Genomic DNA, 20,033 nt, shown 5'->3' with positions numbered 1-20,033 from the left:
TTAAACTTAAATTAACATTGAAATAAATTCAACTTTTGGTCAATCTAATTTTGGCTTATTAGTGGTAATTAATTTTTTTTGATCATTAAACTTAATGATTAATAACCAGGAAGTTGAGTTAGGTTTGGATTATCGATCATTGGATGTCCTGCAGAAGCAGCGGCGAAAGGCAAAAGTTCTGTTTTGTTGGTCTTGAAACCGAAGAATAGGCCATCATTTGCAGACTCTACCCAACCAGGATATGCATTACCATTTTCGGCATATCCAAAAGGCTTAGAATACATATTATTTCCCATCCCCAAGACGTTGAATCCAGCTCCAAATCCTACTGCTTTTCTAGCATTGCCGTTGAAAGTACTTGTGTACGCTTCGAACATCTGTGTCGGATACCATTTATCGTCTGGCGAAGTGGTTTGTCCGTGTGCCGCTACAATAGCTCTTAATGCTGTTTGATAGGCTGCAAAATTGGCTGAATTGGTAGGAACGTTTTTGATGGTTGTAATTTCCGTAGGATTAGTAATCTCGATATAAGGCAAAGCTAAGAACGGATCACCATAGACCTGTGTATTTCTATGAAATTTATAAAGCCTGTAAGTTGCTACGTTCGCATATTTACCGATTCTTCTAGTCAAATCTTTCATATCCTGTCTGGTAGCTTCGATTTCAGTTGTCATGCTATTGGTTCTGATAAGATCTGTGCGAAGTGTGAACTCACCAGCAAATTCCCATTTTCTTTCCTGTACAATCGCCTTTAAAAAGTCGGCCTGTCCAGCAGGCAATGTTAATGTACCTATTCCTGCTCTGGTACGTACCGCTGTCAATGCGGCATTGGCTGCAGCAGTTGGACCACTATTAAGATAATTTTGAGTTTCAGCGTACATCAAAAGAACATCAGCATATCTAAGTATTGGGATATTAAGATTTCTATCTGCAGCAGCCTGTGGCTCTACACTCCAAGACAGTCTGAACTTGCCTGGCATAATTGCAGAATAAGTTGTACCAACATCTACAAAAGTGTCGCTAGCACCGCCATCTGCCAAGAAATAGACGCTGTAAGAAGTACAAGTCACATCTCTACGTGTATCATTTTGGTTAAATGAAAGATAATAAGATGGCAAAATCATTTGTTGGGAAGAACGAGAGCCAAAAACACCGCCACGATAGCCCGGATGTGCATAAACTTGGAACGCTGAATTGGTATTCTGTCCCAAGGAAGCGATATGCCAAAGCATCTCGGAGTTGACAGCTCCAAAGTTTCTACGATTAAAGTTGAACCATAGTGCTTCAAAGCCACTTTTACCACTTTGACTTTGAACAAGACTCTTTGTACCACCATTTATTATGGCTGAACAGGCATCATCTGCAATCTGATAAAGTTCTCTTACCCTTGCATTATCTGATCGGCGGGAAACAACACCTGGATTAGAAGTATTCAGTTCCCAACGAAGTGAATATCCTGCAGCGTAAAGTGCAATTTTTGCAAGAAGAGCATTGACACCTTCTTTTGATAATCTTTCCGTAGTTCCAAAACCACTCTGTGCCAAGGTTGGAATATTAATTGCGGCTTCTTGCAGATCGCCAACAATTTTGTCATAGATCTCATCTCTGGAAGCACGTCTTGGGTAAAACGTACTTTCGGCATTAGGATCCAAAGTTTCTAATGGCTCCCAGACAGCCGGAACGTCGCCGTAGATTCTAATTAGATTATAATAACAAAAAGCACGGATAGATTTAGCCTCTCCTATAAGGGCATCCCGTTTTGCACTTTCCGGCATTTTTGACAATTGGTAAACTGCGATATTGGTACGCTCTATAACGGCATACATAGCAGAATAAATACCAGTTACAGTAAATGGTGTGTAGGCATCGTAGTTATAATTGCCAACATTATATTTTGAATTGTTAAGAGCCTCAAGAGAATGATTCACAGTATCACCGGCGCCAAGCTGATAAAACATCTCTGTCGGCACCAAACCTCTGTAACAGCCCAATACAAACATCTCTGCGGTCTGAAGATTTTCAAAAACTTTGTCTGAATCTGTATTGTTGTAAGCAGGCTGATCCAAAAAATCATCGCTGCAAGAATTGGTCATTAGAACAGTTAAAAAAACTGAAGACATCACCACTGCCTTTTTTAAGAATCTATGTTGAATAAATATATTTTTCATTTTAAATCAATTTAAAAGTTAAAAAGTTAAATTAATACCAAGTACATAACTTCTTGATCTTGGAAATGTAGAACTGTCATAACCAGGCGTAATTGCCACACCACTTGCTGCAGAAACCTCTGGATCGAAGCCTGAGTAACCTGTAATGGTAGCAAGATTATTAACCGTTACATATATTCTGGCATTTGAAACCATAATTTCGCTGAGGAAATCTCTAGGTAGAGAATATCCCAATGTGAGCTGTGCAATTCTCAAATAAGAAGCATCTTCTACATAGTATGATGAAGGATAAGTGATGGTTTGTGTATTTGTATTGCTAAGACTCCAAAGACGTGAATCTTCATTTGGATTAAGTTCTTTTAATCTGACTAAACTAGTAGTTTGCTGTCCCGTGTTAGGGTCAATCAGGTGATAGAAATTATTTCCAAATTCGGTTGGAACATTCTGGAACAAAGCGTATGGACTTAAACTGTGCTTTGTCGCATTGTACACATCACCACCAACACTAAACTTCATAAATACGGCAATATCAAAACCTTTGTAAGAAAAATTATTACTGATACCTCCGATAAAATCAGGTGTTGCATCACCAATCTTTACCATCTTTCTCGTGAATTGGTCGCCTGCTTCGTTATCTGCAGCAAATTTGATATCTCCAGGTTTTGGTGTTCCTGTAGCTGGCTTTACCACACCGTCTTTAAGAGTCAAGGTTCCGTTTGCATTTTGGATAAAATCATTGGTTGTGTAGATCCCATCATAAACATAACCATACATTTCTCCTAACTGCTCGCCAACTTTTGCATAATATGTTACAACTCCTGCTCTATTACTTCCAACACTGAAAGGTCTGAAATCTCTTCCTTTTTCTAATGAAAGTACTTTTGATTTGTTATGTCCAATGTTTAAATCTGTACTCCATCTAAAGTTTTCTGATTTCCAGTTGATGGTATTCAAAGTAAACTCAATACCTCTGTTTCTCATATTTCCGATATTCTGGTACTGTCTCGAATAACCAGTGGATGTTGGGAGAACCGCTTCAAGAAGCATATCACTGACATTATTATTATACCATTCAGAAGTCAGTTTAAGACGATTGTTAAAGAACGCCAGATCTACTCCGATATTGGTTGATTTTAGCTCTTCCCATTTCAAGTTAGGATTTCCAAGATTGGAGCTTGTGACGTAAACTGGATTTCCTGGTGTATTGTTAATCGGATAATCTGTGAGAGAATAGGTGGTCAAGAAGAGATTGTTACCGATGTCGTTATTACCTGTCACACCATATTCAACTCTAAATTTAAGATCATTAACAAAGTTGTTTATTTTTGAATTCTGCCAGAAGCTTTCCTGAGAAAGTCTCCACGCTCCTGCAACGGAAGGAAATGTACCCCATTTTCTATTTGGTCCAAATTTAGATGATCCATCTTGTCTCACAGTGGCAGTCAAAAGATATCTGTCATCATAATTGTAAGTTACACGCCCAAAATAAGACATCAAAGACATACTGCTTCTATCAGTTGATTTTTCCGAAATCGTTGCTGTAGAAATATCATCCAATCCAAAATTGGGAAAAGGGAATTTGATCAAAGTCATATTATTGCTCTCTGACTGCGAGTACACAACCTCTTGGCCAATCAGGGCATTCAATTTATGCTTTTCTCCGAAGGTATTGTTGTAGGTTAGTGTATTTGTGATCTGATAACCATAAGACTCACTGTTCCCGATTTTTCCATTGATTCCTGTAGTCGTTGGATCGGTTAGATTAGCCCTTGAGTTCTGATCTGAGAAAGAAGTTGTTTTAGTATTTCTCCAGTTATACTGTCCAGCAGTTCTGAAAGTGAAATTCTTTAAAAGGTCAATTTCCAAACCTGCATTCGCTACAAAGTTTCTTGCTCTCGCATTGGAAGTAGTAGCCTGTAGCTCTACGTTTGGATTTTCCGTATCAAAACTTGGTTCCAATGCAGAAAAATCACCATAGTTCTGAGCATTGAAGAGTTGGTTTAAATTGAAACGCGTTCCTCCGGTTATTGGCTGAAGTAGAATCTTCTTCATCCCGGAATATGCACCACCACCATTCAGTGAATTAGAATTAAATGTCGTATTAAAATCTACTCGTACTCCTTTGTACAACTCAGATTTAACATTGGCTCGCAAAGAGTTTCTGGTTTCGCTAAAATTCTGTAGCAATCCATCCTGCTTGTTGTAGTTATAACTGACAAATGCTTGTGTTTTTTCAGTCCCTACAGAAAAATTGAAGTTATGATTGGTCGTCACGCCAGAACCTCCCAACATTTTCTCCTGCCAATCCAGTGTTGGCGCATTAGCATATCGCTCACTAATTCTGTTATAAGCGCCTGTGTAAAAACCAGCAGATTCAGGTGCCAAATTGTTATCGAAAACATTGCTCCATTGTGCGGTTCTTCCCGCTAAAGAGGCCATTTCATATTGATACTTTACATAGTCTTCTGCATTAGAAAGCATATCCAATTTTTTGGAAAGCGTATCAAAAGATGTAAAGTTGTTGTAATTGATAATTGTTTTTCCTTTTTTTCCGTTTTTTGTTTTGATGACAATAATACCGTTAGAACCACGCGCACCATAAATTGCAATGGCGGAAGCACCTTTCAGAACATCAATACTTTCGATATCATTTGGATTGATCACATTCAGTGCGTTGTCCAATTGGAAACCGTCTACAATGTAAAGTGGCTCTGTTCCCTGTGTGATAGATGCTCCACCACGGATTGTAACATTGGCACTAGCTCCCGGCGCACCACTTGCTGTGACAATATTAAGACCCGCAGCTCTACCCTGAAGCGCCTGTAAAGCATTCATTGCTGGAGTTGCTGCCAAATCTTTAGCCGACACAGATGATACTGATCCTGTAAGATCTGACTTTTTCACAGATCCGTAACCGATAATCACGACCTCGTCAATGTCTTTCGTTTTTGTATTGGCAGTATCACTTACCGGTTGTTGAGCCCAAAGGAAGCCAGACGAAAGCAAAAAAGCCGGAAAGACTATTCGCTTAATATCTTTGTGTTTAATTATTAGTGACATATATTAATTTTTTGTAATGTTAAATTTATTATGACAATGTTACATCGTTAGGCAAAGTTTAGCATCCTGCAATATCCTGCATTATCGAATAAATAATTTACACGCATATATTTTATTTATTAAGCATCAATTAGCGTAAATAAATTGAATAATTATTAAAATTATTAATGAATTTAAAATCTTAAAATTTAACTTAACATTAAGATTTCTTTAGAATTTTTGAAATAGAATTCGAAAATAGCACGTCATTTAGTTTTCAGAAAAAAAGGCAACTGATAAAAATCATTGCCTTAAAATATTTGAGATTGAAAAAATTATATTATCGCAAAGAATTTCCATATCCAACTATTAAAATCGAAACGAACATAATGAGCATTCCTACAGAAATTGTCGTAATCGTTTTTTTGGAAACGCCCTTCCATTCTTTGATAATTACACCCCACAAATTGGCTATCAAAATGATAAATGCCATATGCAAAATCCACGAACTTGGTCCATTCCCCATTTTACTTTCCCCCATTCCGTAGAAGAAGAATTGTAGAAACCACATCGTTCCAGCCATCGCACAAAAGATGATATTTTTCACGACTGGAACATCTTTCTTTGTGTAATCGGTGTATGATTTATTTTTGAAAGCTAAGTACAAACAACCAATCAGGTTGGAGGCCATTCCGCCCCAGAGAACCACAATGTAGGTCACATTATTCTGAAAAAGAAATTCTCCCTGATTTGGATTTGCAACTTTCCAAGCCTCATTCGCCACCATCGCCATCGGTTTTCCGGCTTCCAATCCAAAATTGAAACAAGCACTCAAAATCCCAGAAATGATTGCGACAGTTAATCCTAAACCAAATTTATATTCAGTTTTCACTTCCATTCCGTGAGGATCAACAGAATTCGTTTGAAGTTCCTTATCCTTCATCACACCAGCTTTTCCGCTGATTATAATTCCGATAACGCAAACGAAAAGTCCAAGCAAAACAAACTGTCCCCAAGATTCTGAAAGCATTAAACCAATATTATCTTTTCCAGTCTGCGGAGAAAATTCATAAAAAATAGATGGAACGAGAGATCCAATGACCATCGTAAGTCCCAACATAATACTACTTCCCAACGCAACACCTAAATAACGGACGCCCAGACCATACATAAATCCACCGATTCCCCACAGCGCGCCGAATAAAAAAGTCAATCCAATAATTGAGGAACTCGCACTCTTTATAATTTCCCAAAATCCTGGAATGGTAAGATATGCTGCCAATGGTGGAACGATAATCCAGGAAAAAGTACCGCCAATCAACCAAAACGTTTCCCATTGCCAACCTTTCACTTTTTTATAAGGCAAATAGAAACTGCCCGATGAAAATCCACCTAAGAAATGAAATAAAACTCCTAATAATGCATTCATAATGATTGTATTGCTTGAATTTGAAAATTAACAAGATGAAATCGATTGCGCATCTTGTAGTGTCATGCATAACGTTCTGAAAAATATGATTTTTTATAATTTATTAAACATTTGTTTCAACTTGTTACTATGATGGCAGTTATCTTTATTTTTAAACATTTTTAATTTCATTAATTTCCCTGAAAATAGATCTGAGTAACTGTTATGCTGAATGATTATGAATTTGAAACAACAAAAAAGACTTAACAATTTTCATTATTAAGTCCTTTCAAAATTATATTAACTAATTAAAACTACTTCAGTTTGTAAACCTCACTGCTTGCAAGCAATAGGCAACCTAAACCATAATCTTCAAAATCCGGTTCTTTGCTTACAGAAAGTGGTTGACCATCTTTTGGCTCCTTCCCTGTTCCTTGTACCCATCCTAAAAATCCATTTGGTTGCACGGAATCTTTTACAATCGCATCCCAAGCCTTTACTGTAACTGGCAAATAGATATCTCGATCAATTAAACCATTATTAATTCCGTACGCCATTCCATAAACGAAAAGCGCGGTTCCGGTCATTTCCTTTCCACCGAAATTGGTAGGATCGTGCAAACTCACATTCCAAAATCCATCTTCTCTCTGGATCGGAAGCAATGCCGCCAACAAATCTTTATAATCCTGCAGATATTCTTGATAATGAGGATCAGACTTCGGTGTATCGTGGAGGGTTTTCGCCAATGCAGCCACTACCCAACCGTTTCCACGGCTCCAGTAGCAATCTTCACCATTTGGTTCTTTGTAAGGCGGAACGAAACTTTTGTCTCTCCACCAGATTTTGTCCTCTTGATTATAAAGACCATTTCCGCCGTGCTTGTATTTTGTATAGGCATACATTTCATAATTTTTATCGAAATATTTTTGTTCTCCAGTTATTCTACCCAATTTCGTGAAAATCGGCATCGACATTTGAAGCGCGTCAATCCACCACCAGTCATCAACTTTTGATGTGGCAATCATACTGTCCATTGCTGCTTTTACATTTTTAATTCTCTCGGGGTGTTTTCTTCCATCAATTTCATAGAGGTCAAGATACGTTTGTCCACACGCCTGATGATCTGCATTTCTGGTGTATGTTCCACGCTGTAATTCCCAATTGTGATTGTTTGCCCAAGACATCGCATAATCATAGTATTCTTTTTTAGGATCAATGGAATGTAATGCCATCAAACCTTCATAATAGACCGCTCTCGTCCAGAGGTTACTTGGCCAAACTTTCTTTCCTACAATCTCTTTTTTTGTGTCTGGCCATTTGTCCATAAAATATTGGTTGGCTCTTCTCGAGACTTCTAGAACTTCTTTTTTACTAGGCAACTCAACTTTGCTTGCAGAGCTTGATTTTTGAGTTGAACAGGAGGACAAAACTCCAATGATCAAGGCGAAAAATCCATTTTTGATTAATGATCTCTTCATATATTTTAATTTATTGTTTTATTAATTTTATTCTGAGGTTTTACTGTTTTAACATTCGGTTTAGGCATTTCCTTAATCGATTCATCCAGATAATAATCGGTATGCGGAGGCTGATTGTACCCGACATTTTGCCAGACAATACTCAATCTATATTGCGGATTATGCATCAAAGTGTACAGCCTGTGTTTTGTTGGGATGGTCGTAGAAAAAATTCTCAATTCCTGATTATCGGCCGTTCTGTACATCACCTCTTCACGCCAGTCTCCGAATAAATCAGCCACCAAAGCCGGATTTTTCTTCGTTCCGTTATTCGATTCACATTGGAAACTTTTAGCATCAAAAATCAGATTGGATTTTTCTTTTTTCCAGTCCCATTTTGACACGTTGGTTCCGTCTAAAATTTCGCTTAAAAAATCTCCATCCCAATAGATTCCCATATTCGCTGGTGGATTTTTGTTGCTGATTTTTTTTCCTTTCGTGTTATAAACTCCTCTTAATCCAGCTCCGGCTGCCCACGATTCCGAACCTTCGTAACGTGGGTCAATATTCAAAGACAAACCCCGTCCCGGTCCCTGAAATTTACTGGATTCACTGTAAAGAGTTGATGGCAATTTCCATAAAACTTTTCCAGTTTTCCCATCTCTGAAATGCGCGCCCGCATCATCAAATCTTTCCTGAATATCAAAAATTTCCAATCCCGGATTGGATGGGTCTAAATCTCCAACGTGCAAAGCATCGCCGTGACCAAAACCTGTACTGTTCAACACTTTTCCGTTATCATCTACAGTCATTGCACCGAAAACAATTTCGTCTTTCCCATCGTTATCGACATCCGCAATGCTGAGATTGTGATTTCCCTGTCCGCGGTATTTTTTATTTTCTTCCGAACTTTCGGTATCAAAAAGCCAGCGCAGGCTGAGTTTTTTATCTTTATAATCCCAGGCCGCAATCGCGGTTCTGGTGTAATACCCTCTCGACATAATCACACTCGGCGTTTTGCCATCCAGATAAGCAACTGCTCCCAAAAATCTGTCGATTCTATTTCCTTTCGCATCGCCCCAGGTTTCGGTCATTTGTTCGTCTGTTGGATTTAAACTGCCGGCCAATCTTGGAACTTCATAATTCACGGTGTGAATTTCTGCGCCGGTTTCCCCGTCAAAAACAGTCATAAATTCCGGTCCGGAGAGAATCATTCCGTTTTCGTTGACGTAATTTTTTGTCTGGTCGCCTATGAATTTTCCTTTGCCATCTCTGCTACCGTCAGCGGTTTTCATTACGATTTCCGCTTTTCCGTCCTGGTCTAAATCATAGACCAAAAACTGCGTATAATGCGCTCCTTCCCTGATGTTTTTGCCTAAATTGATTTCCCACAAAAGCTTGCCATCCATCTTGTAAGCCTGAATAATCGGCGGGTCGGTTTCTCCTTTCTGGCTGTTGTCTTTTGACCTTCCGGTTTGATGAAGGATGATTTCATATTCACCATCTCCATCCAAATCTGCGACTGATGCGTCATTTGGCGTGTAACCTTGTGGTGTTTTCAGTGGGATTGAAAAATAAGGTTTTTGATTCGCAACATAGTTTGCAGAATCAATATCAACCGATTTGTCATTAGTATTTGACTTGACGAAATAAGTGTAATTTTTTGTTTTGTCTGCGGTTTTATCTAAAAAATTGGTTTCGTTTGAAAGTGGTTTTTCATTCAGCTTTTTGGTTGAATTATTTTCAGTTCGGTACAAATCAAAATGGGTGTCCTGAGCTTCTGTGCCGAGCAAACGCCAACTCACAAAAACACCTGAATCTGAAGGTAGGGCCACGATTCCCCGTTTCAGATATTCCATTTGTCTTTGTGCTGACAGGAGCTCTGAAAAAAGAATTGCACCTAAAATAAATTTGAATTTTACATTCATAATTCTGATTTTATAAGTTTTGGCTAATGGTTGCCGTTTTCCAAAGGTTGATTTTAATTGATTTCGCCCTTTCAGGGCTGTGTGAAATCTTCCTTTAATCTATCATTGCGCTTCACCCAATGCTTTTGATATTGCCCTTTCAGGGCTGATTCACATCTGTTGTTCTTATCATTGGGCTACATCCAATACTATTGATTATGCCCTTTCAGGGGTTTTTCAAAATTTAAAAGCAATTTTGAACGTTGAATCATTTGCAGCCCGACTTGAACGGAGCTCTTTTTGTGAGGAGGAACGACGAGCAAAAAAGCGGGAGTGGAAGGCGGATTAAGCTGCCCAAATAAATCTTCTCAAACAATTTTCAACCGATTGCACTTTAAAAAAATTATTTCTTAGAAGTCTGTTTCAACAACCATTTCACCCACTCTTCAGTTCCCTGATAATTGGTGAAATCTGCAGGAAGTTTTTTGCCGTCGATATACTCGTTGTAGCACCACGGGTCGCCTAGTGCGAAAACAGTTCCTTTGCCTATTTTTGCGATGGCTGCGATGTTTTTGCCTTCCGCAGAAAGCAATTCTTTCGCCGGACTTTTCACGGAAACCGTTGCCACTTCCTTCATATATAATTTCTGCTCAGCGAAAATTTCGTTTCCGGCCGGAACCATTACTTTTCCCTGCTCAAATTCTCTTTTCTGAACGCGGTTGTAGCTATCATCATTGAAATGAATTCCAAATTCTCCAGCAAGTTTGTTGAAATGTTCGAATTCTGAATTGCCGTTATCATTGCTCATCAGAACCAAAACGCCTCCTTTTTTCACCCAATCTGTCAGATTTTTAATGCTGGTCGGGTCAATTAGATTCGCCTTTCCGCCGTATGCTTCTTTGTCAATATCGGCATCGACTATGATGTAGATATTGGCATTTTTCAAATCTTTTTTGGTGGGAGCCGTGGTCAAAGTACTGATTTCGGCACCTTGTTTTGTAAAGATTTCTCCCAGCAAAGAAAACCCGCCGTTGCTGGTGTCGTTCCACGTGTAATGCCAAGATTCGAGAACTTTGGTTTCTTTATTTTCCTTTTTTTCGTTGTTGAAAAAGTTGTCTAAAACTACTTTCGGTTTCTGCTGAGCATTGGAAAAACTGAAGGTCAGCAAAGTTCCTAATGCAAATGTTTTTATGATATTTTTAGTCATAATTAATTTTTATTTTGAATAATAAATTGGAATTATTTGAATTTCTCCGTCCAGACCGGAAGGCTGAACTTTCCAGTTGGATGCGTCAAACGGCTTGTAGTTAATATTCACAAAATTGATTTCGTGGTAATTTCGCCACTGGATTTTCTTCTGGTCCATATCACGGATTCGGTTCGCCATCAGGTTGCAGACTTCGATTTGGATTGTATTTTTCCCTTTCTTCAGATATTTTCCGATGTTGATTTCAAAAGGCAGACTCCAGACAATTCCGGCATCCTGACCGTTGACAATCACCTTTGCACTTTCATAGAGTTTATCGAATTTCAGAAGATAATTGTCAGCATTTTTCTTTTTTAATTTTAAAGTCGTTGTATACACTCCGGTTCCGGAAAAACTTTGGGTTGAAGCATCTTCCGTGAAGTTTGTCCAAGGCTGAAGTTTGTCTAAAGTTCTGGTCTTCGGAAGTTCGGGACCGCCGTCTTTGAAAGTGAGTTGCCAAGGTTGATTTAAAAGAATCGCCGCATCGGTTTTTTCAACGTAATACCAATTGGGAATCGAAGTATAAATATCTTCAGTATTTTTTATAATTAAGGATTCTCCTGATTTCAACTGAACTTTTACTGAATTATTCTGAGTCTCTGCAAGTCCATAATCTCCATTTTCAGGATTCATCAAAGTCACTTGTTTTCCGATATAATTTAACGGAATATTTTGATTGATTTCCTTTGAAGTATGGTTGACGATGTAATAATATTTTCCGCCATCGAACTGTCTTCTCACGAATTTCAATCCTGTATCAGTCAGTTTTTCTCTTTCGATTTTTAAATATTCCAAAGCTTTTGCAACATCAGAACTCAATAGAATTTTTCCTTTTCCAAAGTTTGCCATTTTTACATTTCCAGTTTGATTTCGAAACGGAATCTGATTCCATAAAGATTTTAACTGCGTTCTTCTTTTTTCCACTTCAAAGTTTCCGGGAATATCTTTTGGTTCGTTTTGAAAGACAATTGATGCACCGTTTTGAGCTAAATCGATTATGCTTTTTAAAGTAGATTCCGGCAGATACGTCAGTTTAGGAATAATTAAAGCCTGATAAGCCGAGCCTTCCTTCGAAACCTGAATCTTCTGATTTTCCGACTTAGATTCGCCAATCATTTTATCCGAAATCATATCGAGAGAATACCCCATTTTACTGAGCTTGTTCATATTTTCATACATCTGGGTCGGCACCAACCATTTTTCCACGTTATGAACTTTGAATGTCACATCCTTCCCTTTCGGACTTGCCCACTGGTCGTAAACCGGCCAATATATCAGCAGTTCATTATCCGATTTTCCGCTTTGCAAAACACATTGCGTACGTTCGATATAAGAATTAAGTCCTTTCAGATGTGGCCATAAACTGTTTTCAGGAACGAAATTTACTGAAGCATAAAACAGCCACCCAGGAAACTTCACATCGGCTGGAGTATAAGTCGTACCGTGGTAAAAAACGTGGTTGATTCCCGATAAAAACACCTGCTCTACTTCCGGTTTTGCCTGTGACCAAGAGGTTTTGAAATGCTCTGTCAGCCAGGTAAAAGTTTCGTTGGACGTAAATTTTTTGCCCGTCACATTTGCTGCCGAAGAAGCAAATTTCAACATATTAAAATCCGGCATATCTGATTTCTGAATATCCGCAGTATCTCTTTTCAAACCCGGAATTTCAAAAATCGAACTTCCGAAAGTTTCAGATTCAGGAATATCAACTGCTGCGTACAAATCCAACAAATTCCCCGGCGAACCGTGTGCCTGATTGGTATTTTTTGAGTTTTTGGAATGCGCCCAGTTGGTAAAATCTTTGGTGAAATTATTTAAAATCAGTTCATTCAGAGTTTCTCTGTAATCCGATTTCACCCTTCCTGCAGTTTCATTTTCCTCATTGCTCACGAGATACTTGATGAATGGACTTAAATCATATCCTCTCTTTTTTTTGAATTCATTTAAAAAATCCGGCGTCCAGTCAGCGTTATAAACCTCATAACTGTCATTGAAAAATGAACGAATCCCATAATTGGAATTTCCAAAGGCCTTATCGAAAGTTTTCAGATAATCCTTGGTTGCGTCCGGCGAAAAGTGGTCTAAAGTGTAACCTTCGCCACCCGGCGCAGCACGTTTTACTTTTTGTAAAGTTTTACCTACGAAAACTGCGTAAACCGTCCACTTTCCTGAACTTGGTTTCCAGTTCAACGTTCTGTCAGCATTTATTTTATCCGTTAAAACTACAGCTTCATTTCTTTCATTGTAAGCAGTGACAATATCGAGTTTTACTGTTTTTAAATTCTTTTGTTTCTCATCTTTCAGAACGATTTTATCTGAAAATTTTTCACCTGATGAAATCGCGTACGTCTGAACAATCATTTTTGTCGCCGCATCCTGTTCATCAACCTGCGGCCCGCCAATCGGCCAACCAGTTCCGACAGCCATATCAACGCCCATATTCAGGCTTTTGGCTTTGTTAGTCGTAAACTGAAGCATTTTCATCCAATCCGGAGAAAGGTAAGTCAGGTATTGTTTTTCAACACCTTTTGCTCCGTAAATTGGGACGATTTCAACACCTCCAAAACCTGCTTTATGTAAAGTAGTGAGTTGTTTATCCAGTCCTTTTTCGTCGACGGCATTTCCCATCCACCACCAGCGGGTCCACGGTTTTGCGGTCTCGGTGGTTTTGGGCCACGGGTTTTGTGCGGAGAGATTTCCCAAGGCAAAACAGAGGAGGCTGAGACTGACTATATTTTTAATTTTCATTTTTGACTGTTTAATTTACCGCTGTTAACTTTTAAATTAACCATAAAAGTCACAAAAGATTTTGGACACATTAGTTATTTTTTTAGTGAGCGATTCGGCTTTTGAAGAGAGCACATTAGTTTTTAAAAATCAAAGATTTTTTTGTTACGTTTTGATTTCGCCCTTTCAGGGCTCGCTTGCTATTTCTTTCACTTTATCATTGGGCTTCACCCAATGCTTTTGATAACGTCCTTTCAGGACTTTCAATTTCATCAAAATCATTTCCCCAACTCTAAAGGGTGTAATTTTGATGAAATCTTCACAGAAATTTTGCTTCCTTTAGGGTTGGGGCAAACAAAATTTCGGTTCGAATCATTCTATTACTTTCAATTTCCATCAGGCTTCAAAGATTCCATAAAAACAGATTCCGGCCAGTGGAAGTTTTCAACTTTATCAGGTTTATTTGGGTTAAATTTTTTATAATTTTTTGAAATATATTTCTTTAAAGGTAAATTTTGGTCGACGATAGATTTCACGACACATTTTGCCAATTCGTAAGCGCCATACGTGTTGAAGTGCGTATCATCCGCCAAAGCAGTTGGTTGGTTGGGATAGGAATTTGCTGGATAATGCACGAATGCTTTTTTTGCTTCTTCCGGTCCCATTGCTTCTAATAAGGTTTTGCTTAATGCATTCAAATCGATTAAATAGACTTTTTCTTCCTTCGCAATTTCACGCATTGCATCGGGAAAATCATCTAAAGTATTGACGATTTTATTGTTCTCATCAAAAACTCTGCGGTTCATTGAAGTAACCAAAACCGGAATTACTCCCAGTTCTTTTGCTTTTAAAATCCATTCCTTTAATCTCTTTCTGTAACCTGATTTTGTACTGTTGCCCGCTTTCTGGTCGTTGTGCCCAAACTGAATGAAAAGATAATCTCCGGGCTTTATTTTATTCCAGATTTTATCGATTCGGTGGCGGTCCTCAAAAGCTTTTAAAGTTTCTCCACTTTCAGCATAATTGGCAATCACGACTTCATTCGGAACGAAAAAATACGGCAACATCTGTCCCCAAGACGCCCAGGGTTCGTACTGCGCATCCACAACCGTGGAATCGCCGGTCAGATAAATAGTTTTTGCCATTTTGTTGGGCTGAATGATGACCGAACAAACTTTTGGTGCTTTGTCATTGAACTCAATCGTCAGCAAATTGTCCCAATGTAAATATTTTCTTTCTCTTGGTTTCAGTTTTACGATTCCGATTTGAGTTCCATCCTGATTTCGGATGATGCTGTCTTTGACGTGAACTGTGATTTGTTTTTCGAGGATTTCGCCTTTTTTCGTTTTAATATCATTCAGCATCAGACGGCGGTTTTCTACACGAACGGTTGTTTCGGATGTTCTTTTGGTATCGCCAAGCTTTAATGTAATATTATAATTTCCTTCAGGAATTGCGACTGAAAAATAGAATGGTTTGTCGCTGGTAATATAATCTCCCGTCAAAGCATTTCCGCCGTTATCAACAGATTTCAAACCGGAAATATCCATAAATCCGTAACCAATTTTCTTATCAAATTTCGATGTTGATGTGATGGGAATAAATCCGTTTTCGGTTCTGTCTGTGCCAAAATCAAACCTGAAACTCGTCTGTTGTGCGAACAAAAGCGAACCTAAAAACAGCGTCAAAAATCTTATCCAGCTCTTCATTTTAATCTGTTAAAATATTTTCTTTCGGCATTGTAAACTGTTTATTTTCATCGCCCAAATCCGGCAGGCCAAAATAGAAATACAAAGTTCTTTTGAATGTTCCTTTCAAATGATTCGGTTCACTTTCCGGGCCTAAAGTTGCAGTGTCATTATTAATATTAAACGCCAAAGCAGTTCCCAACGGCGGAATCGCATCGAGGAAAGAAATATTTCCGGTCGGCAGTTTCGGGTAACCTTCTGCACCGTAAATTCCGTAAAAATCAAAGAGTCTGACGAACATTTTCTCTTCTTTCGTTCCAACCGTGATTTTTCCTTCTGCAGTATTCAACTGCAACCACGAAATATCGTCGAAATATCCTTTAAATTCAGGATAAATCCAAGGTGAAAAACCTGTTCTGGTCGAGTTCTTGAGATTTTGCCAGACGTTGTAAGTCTGTCCCTGAGTCCTGTTTTTCCAAACGTGATATGGACCTTTGCCGAGCCATTTTGCGCCGATGACATAATTTTCGGAATAGTCAAAACTTACACCTGCAAACTTATAATCTCCGGCAAGCGAATATTCATAATTCAATTCTAAAATACCATTCGGATTTAATTTCCAAACTGCTTTTTTCCCGTCTTTGTATGAAATCTGAATGACTTGATTTTGTCCCTCTGCAAAAGCTTTTATGGAAGATAATTCCGTTTTTCCATTCACGAAAACCGGTCCGTTTCGGAAGGTCATTTTTTTGCCTTTTTTATCTAAAATCACAGATTTTAATAATCCGTCTTTCTTTCCAAATGAAAATTCCTTTTCGTCTGATTTCAAAATAAACAACGAATCATTTTCGATAACTGAAACCGGAAATTCTTTGACTAAGGATTTCGAAAACTGTTTGGAAACATCATCGTTCGATTTAATTTTCCAAGTCCAGGCGTAAATTTCCTTTCCAAAAGAATCGGTCGCAGTCAGCATCAAGGCTTCACTTTCTTTCCAGTTTTGAGGAAGATTTAATTTAATACTTCCTTTTTCAGTTGGATTAATATTCGGAGATTGTACTTTACCATTTTTAACAACATCAAAACCAGATTCAGAAGAAAATGGAGTTTTAAATTTGACCAGCTTCCATTCAAACTGACATTCATTTAAATTCGTGAAATGATATCGGTTTTCAAGAATTGTTCCATTAAAATCATCCGGCAACGTTTTCAAATCAATTTTTACCGGACTGTAAATTTCCCGAATCGCGTAAAAACTTCCTTCTTTTTCACGATGCGGACCCACCACTCCATCCGGAGCATTGATTGCGTTCACATCGAGTTGATTATTAAAATCGGTTCGTACCAAACCTTCGTCTGCAAACGCCCAGAGAAAACCGCCCGCACCTTTTTTGGAATTCCAGTGCAGTTCCCAATAATCGGCCAGAGAAGTTCCGCCACCGCCGTCGTCCTGCGCGTGCAGAAACTCGGTCGGCATATAAATATTTTCTCCTTCGAGAATTTTTTTGGTACTGTAGTAATCTTCGTAATGATTGCAATCAATTCCGTTGAAAGCGTTTCCTGGCTTGTGATGCGCGTGAATGACGGGACGGTTGGACAGGTCATATTTGGCATATTCTGCATCCAAATCGAAATTATGTCCGCCTTCGTTTCCGTTGCTCCAGAAAATAATAGAAGGATGATTAGAATCTCTCGTAACCATTTCTCTCACTAGCTTTTTGCCCACTTCAGTGCTGTATTTTTTCTGCCAACCAGCGAGTTCATCCAAAACATACAAACCCAAAGAATCGCAAATCTGAAGAAACGATTTATTCGGTGGATAATGAGCACAGCGAACGGCATTCATATTCATTTCCTTGATGAGATGAACATCCATCAAATCGATGTTTTTGTTGACCGCTCTTCCCGTTTCAGGCCACCAAACGTGACGGTTGATGCCTTTCATTTTGATTTTGGTTCCGTTGACGTAAATGCCATCGCCTTGTCGGATTTCAACCGTTCGGAAACCGAATTTTTCTTCGGTTTGGTAGATGTTTTTTCTGTTTTTATTTAAACTGAATTTCGCCTTGTATAAATTAGGTGTTTCAGCCGTCCAGAGTTTTGGATTTTTAATCGAAAATTGAATCTGTTTTAATGTATCACCTTTTTTAACGGTCACTTGAGATTCACCAACTAAATTATTTTTAACATCAAAAATTTCGACCTTTACATTATTGGCAGATTGAATTCCTTTTAAATGAACATTCGAACGGAAAGTTCCGTCTGCTTTGGCATCGATGGATGTTGATGAAATATTTTCTTTAGGATTGGCTTCTAAATAAACCGGACGGAAAATTCCGCCTAAAACCCAATAGTCCGCCAGACGTTCTGCGCTGTTAACCGATTTATCCGCAGACATTTTAGAAACCTTAACTTCTAAAATATTTTCTTTTCCGAATAGTATTTTGTCGGAAATATCATATTTAAATTCATAAAAAGCACCCTGATGAATTTCTCCGGCCAATTTTCCGTTGATTTTCACCTCGGTGTCGGTCATCGAACCTTCTAAAACGATATTGACTGATTTTCCTTTCCACGAATTCGGAACTGAAAATTTGTGTTTGTACAGACCTACTTCATCATTAAATTTAAAATTTTTGCCGTAGGTGACGTAATCTCTTCCATAGTTGTACGAGCCAAATCCCTGCTGTTCCCATTGTGACGGAACCTGAATTTTATTCCAGCTTCCAGATTTTCTTCCGCCGGTTATCCAAAAATCCCATTCTTTGGTATGCTCAGAATCTGTCCCGCTCAGGAATTGGATTTCCTTAGATTGAGAATGCAGAAACTGTGAGCAAAAGCATAAAAGAACGAATATTTTGGAAAAAAAACTCATTTAGCAGAAATATCGGAATCGTCTTTTTTGTCGTAAGATTGCGTGAGAGAAGCGACTTGCGTCACATTGATATTTTTTTGCTTTAAATTCTGAATATGATTCAGGTTTTGCATTTCAGGCTTTAAAGCTTTGATTTTGAAGTTTTCAAATGTGAAATCTTTTAAATCGAATAAATCAGATTTTTCAACAGAGAACGCCGTTTCGCAACTGATGTCGATATTTTTAATGGTGATATTGTTCGCCAATCCTTTTCTCGGTCTTTCTTCGCCTTTTAAATCAAAAAACTGGTTCCAGCCTTTTACATACAGAAATGTTTTTACATTTCCTGTAATGTTTTCAACCGTAAGAAATTCGTAGTGCTGAGGCGTGTCCGGACGCATTTTCAAATGTAATAATCTTGATGCATCGTTCACTTTAGAATTTCGCAAAATCACATTATAATTGTGAATCGACTCACTTCCGCAAGTCAAAACGCTGTGGCAAAATCCGAAGCTGTTGTCTTCGATTAGAATGTTTCTGTTTTCACCGTTGTTCGGGTCTTTATCGGATTTCGGACCTTTACCGCCTTTCAAAGCAATCGCGTCGTCATTGACTGACATATAACAATTTTTAATCAGGAAATTGGAACACGCATCGATGTCAACCGCATCTGTACTTGGAGCTTTCACAGGTTCTTTCGGAGCGAGAATCGTCAGATTTAACAATTTAACGAAATCACTTTTGTAATAATGTGTACTCCAGAACGGAGAATTTTTAATGGTAATTCCTTCTACCTGAACATTTTTTGAATTGGAAACGTAGAGAATCCTTGGTCTCATTTCATCCATATTGGTACATTTAGGATTCCACTCGCGTCTTTTCCAGAATGATTTCCAGAAGCGAAGTCCGTTTCCGTCCAAAGTTCCTTTACCAGAAATCGTGAAACCATCCAATCCGTCAGCATTAATTAAAGCCGGAAAATATTTTACCGTCTGACCTTCCATTCTCGTTGTTACCACCGGAAAGTCATTAATGTCGTCGCTTCCTTTTAATTTCGCGCCACTTTCCAAATGCAAATGCGTTCCCTGTCTGAAGAAAACCGAACTAATTAAAAATGTTCCTTTCGGAACCACCACAACTCCACCGCCATTTTTAGAAGCCAAATCAATCACAGCCTGAAGTTCTTTGGTCTGAAGAATTGTGCTGTCGTTCTTCACGCCGTTGGTTGTAAGGATGTATTTTTTTCCTAATTTATTGATGTCTACTGGTTTGATTTCTTTAAACCATTTGTCGATTTTGGTTCCGTCTGGCCATTTGTCCTGGCTTTTTACATTTGATAAAAAAAGAAAAGTTATAAACAGAGATAATATAAAGTTGCTTTGAAGTTTCATAATTTATTTTTTTTATAATGCTAAAAATCGACATTATTTCAACTTTATAAAAATAAACATTCTAGGAACTTACAGTGTCCTGCACTTGCAGGTGGAATATAACAAAAAAGAAGAGAGACAAATTTGAGCTGCCTCTCTTCTTCGGTTA

At 38.3% G+C, this 20,033-nt stretch carries 10 protein-coding genes; all 10 read right to left on the bottom strand.

Annotation, left to right across the window (positions count from 1 at the left end; translation table 11 throughout):
- Window positions 1-98 precede the first annotated feature (98 nt).
- Entirely contained in the window at window positions 99-2,168 is a 2,070-nt protein-coding gene (locus tag PQ459_09345) for a RagB/SusD family nutrient uptake outer membrane protein (GenBank protein ID WDF48665.1), read from the bottom strand.
- A gap of 18 nt (window positions 2,169-2,186) precedes the next feature.
- Window positions 2,187-5,228 carry a TonB-dependent receptor gene (locus PQ459_09340; GenBank protein ID WDF48664.1) on the bottom strand — a complete coding sequence of 1,014 codons (3,042 nt, stop codon included), beginning with the start codon at window positions 5,226-5,228 and terminating at the stop codon, window positions 2,187-2,189.
- A 319-nt stretch (window positions 5,229-5,547) separates the two neighbouring features.
- The gene (gene rhaT / locus PQ459_09335; protein WDF48663.1) at window positions 5,548-6,636 is read right to left on the bottom strand and encodes an L-rhamnose/proton symporter RhaT; all 1,089 of its coding nucleotides are present in this window, start codon (window positions 6,634-6,636) and stop codon (window positions 5,548-5,550) included.
- Between the two features lie 293 nt (window positions 6,637-6,929).
- Window positions 6,930-8,093: a glycoside hydrolase family 88 protein gene (locus tag PQ459_09330; GenBank protein ID WDF48662.1), complete on the bottom strand. Its 1,164-nt coding sequence runs from the start codon at window positions 8,091-8,093 to the stop codon at window positions 6,930-6,932.
- 5 nt (window positions 8,094-8,098) lie between these two features.
- Window positions 8,099-10,000 (bottom strand): rhamnogalacturonan lyase, encoded by a 1,902-nt coding sequence (locus PQ459_09325; protein ID WDF48661.1) that lies wholly within the window; start codon window positions 9,998-10,000, stop codon window positions 8,099-8,101.
- 382 nt (window positions 10,001-10,382) lie between these two features.
- On the bottom strand, window positions 10,383-11,186 hold the full coding sequence (locus PQ459_09320) for a DUF4350 domain-containing protein (GenBank protein ID WDF48660.1): 804 nt from the start codon (window positions 11,184-11,186) through the stop codon (window positions 10,383-10,385).
- A 9-nt stretch (window positions 11,187-11,195) separates the two neighbouring features.
- The gene (locus tag PQ459_09315; protein WDF48659.1) at window positions 11,196-13,973 is read right to left on the bottom strand and encodes a glycosyl hydrolase; all 2,778 of its coding nucleotides are present in this window, start codon (window positions 13,971-13,973) and stop codon (window positions 11,196-11,198) included.
- 365 nt (window positions 13,974-14,338) lie between these two features.
- Complete coding sequence (locus tag PQ459_09310) at window positions 14,339-15,661, bottom strand: rhamnogalacturonan acetylesterase (protein WDF48658.1); 1,323 nt, start codon at window positions 15,659-15,661, stop codon at window positions 14,339-14,341.
- 1 nt (window position 15,662) lies between these two features.
- Window positions 15,663-18,515 carry a glycoside hydrolase family 2 TIM barrel-domain containing protein gene (locus tag PQ459_09305; protein ID WDF48657.1) on the bottom strand — a complete coding sequence of 951 codons (2,853 nt, stop codon included), beginning with the start codon at window positions 18,513-18,515 and terminating at the stop codon, window positions 15,663-15,665.
- Complete coding sequence (locus PQ459_09300) at window positions 18,512-19,885, bottom strand: glycosyl hydrolase family 28 protein (GenBank protein WDF48656.1); 1,374 nt, start codon at window positions 19,883-19,885, stop codon at window positions 18,512-18,514. The genes PQ459_09305 and PQ459_09300 overlap by 4 nt, the downstream gene beginning before the upstream one ends.
- Window positions 19,886-20,033 lie beyond the last annotated feature (148 nt).

The sequence above is a fragment of the Chryseobacterium sp. KACC 21268 genome, assembly GCA_028736075.1.
In the GTDB taxonomy this organism is placed as follows: Bacteria; Bacteroidota; Bacteroidia; order Flavobacteriales; family Weeksellaceae; genus Epilithonimonas.
This window is presented reverse-complemented; position numbering and strand designations above follow the sequence as displayed.

Coding starts and splice junctions, on each gene's coding strand:
- PQ459_09305 (WDF48657.1), bottom strand. CDS start 18,515: ATGAGTTTTTTTTCCAAAATATTCGTTCTTTTATGCTTTTGCTCACAG.
- PQ459_09345 (WDF48665.1), bottom strand. CDS start 2,168: ATGAAAAATATATTTATTCAACATAGATTCTTAAAAAAGGCAGTGGTG.
- PQ459_09310 (WDF48658.1), bottom strand. CDS start 15,661: ATGAAGAGCTGGATAAGATTTTTGACGCTGTTTTTAGGTTCGCTTTTG.
- rhaT (WDF48663.1), bottom strand. CDS start 6,636: ATGAATGCATTATTAGGAGTTTTATTTCATTTCTTAGGTGGATTTTCA.
- PQ459_09300 (WDF48656.1), bottom strand. CDS start 19,885: ATGAAACTTCAAAGCAACTTTATATTATCTCTGTTTATAACTTTTCTT.
- PQ459_09325 (WDF48661.1), bottom strand. CDS start 10,000: ATGAATGTAAAATTCAAATTTATTTTAGGTGCAATTCTTTTTTCAGAG.
- PQ459_09340 (WDF48664.1), bottom strand. CDS start 5,228: ATGTCACTAATAATTAAACACAAAGATATTAAGCGAATAGTCTTTCCG.
- PQ459_09320 (WDF48660.1), bottom strand. CDS start 11,186: ATGACTAAAAATATCATAAAAACATTTGCATTAGGAACTTTGCTGACC.
- PQ459_09315 (WDF48659.1), bottom strand. CDS start 13,973: ATGAAAATTAAAAATATAGTCAGTCTCAGCCTCCTCTGTTTTGCCTTG.
- PQ459_09330 (WDF48662.1), bottom strand. CDS start 8,093: ATGAAGAGATCATTAATCAAAAATGGATTTTTCGCCTTGATCATTGGA.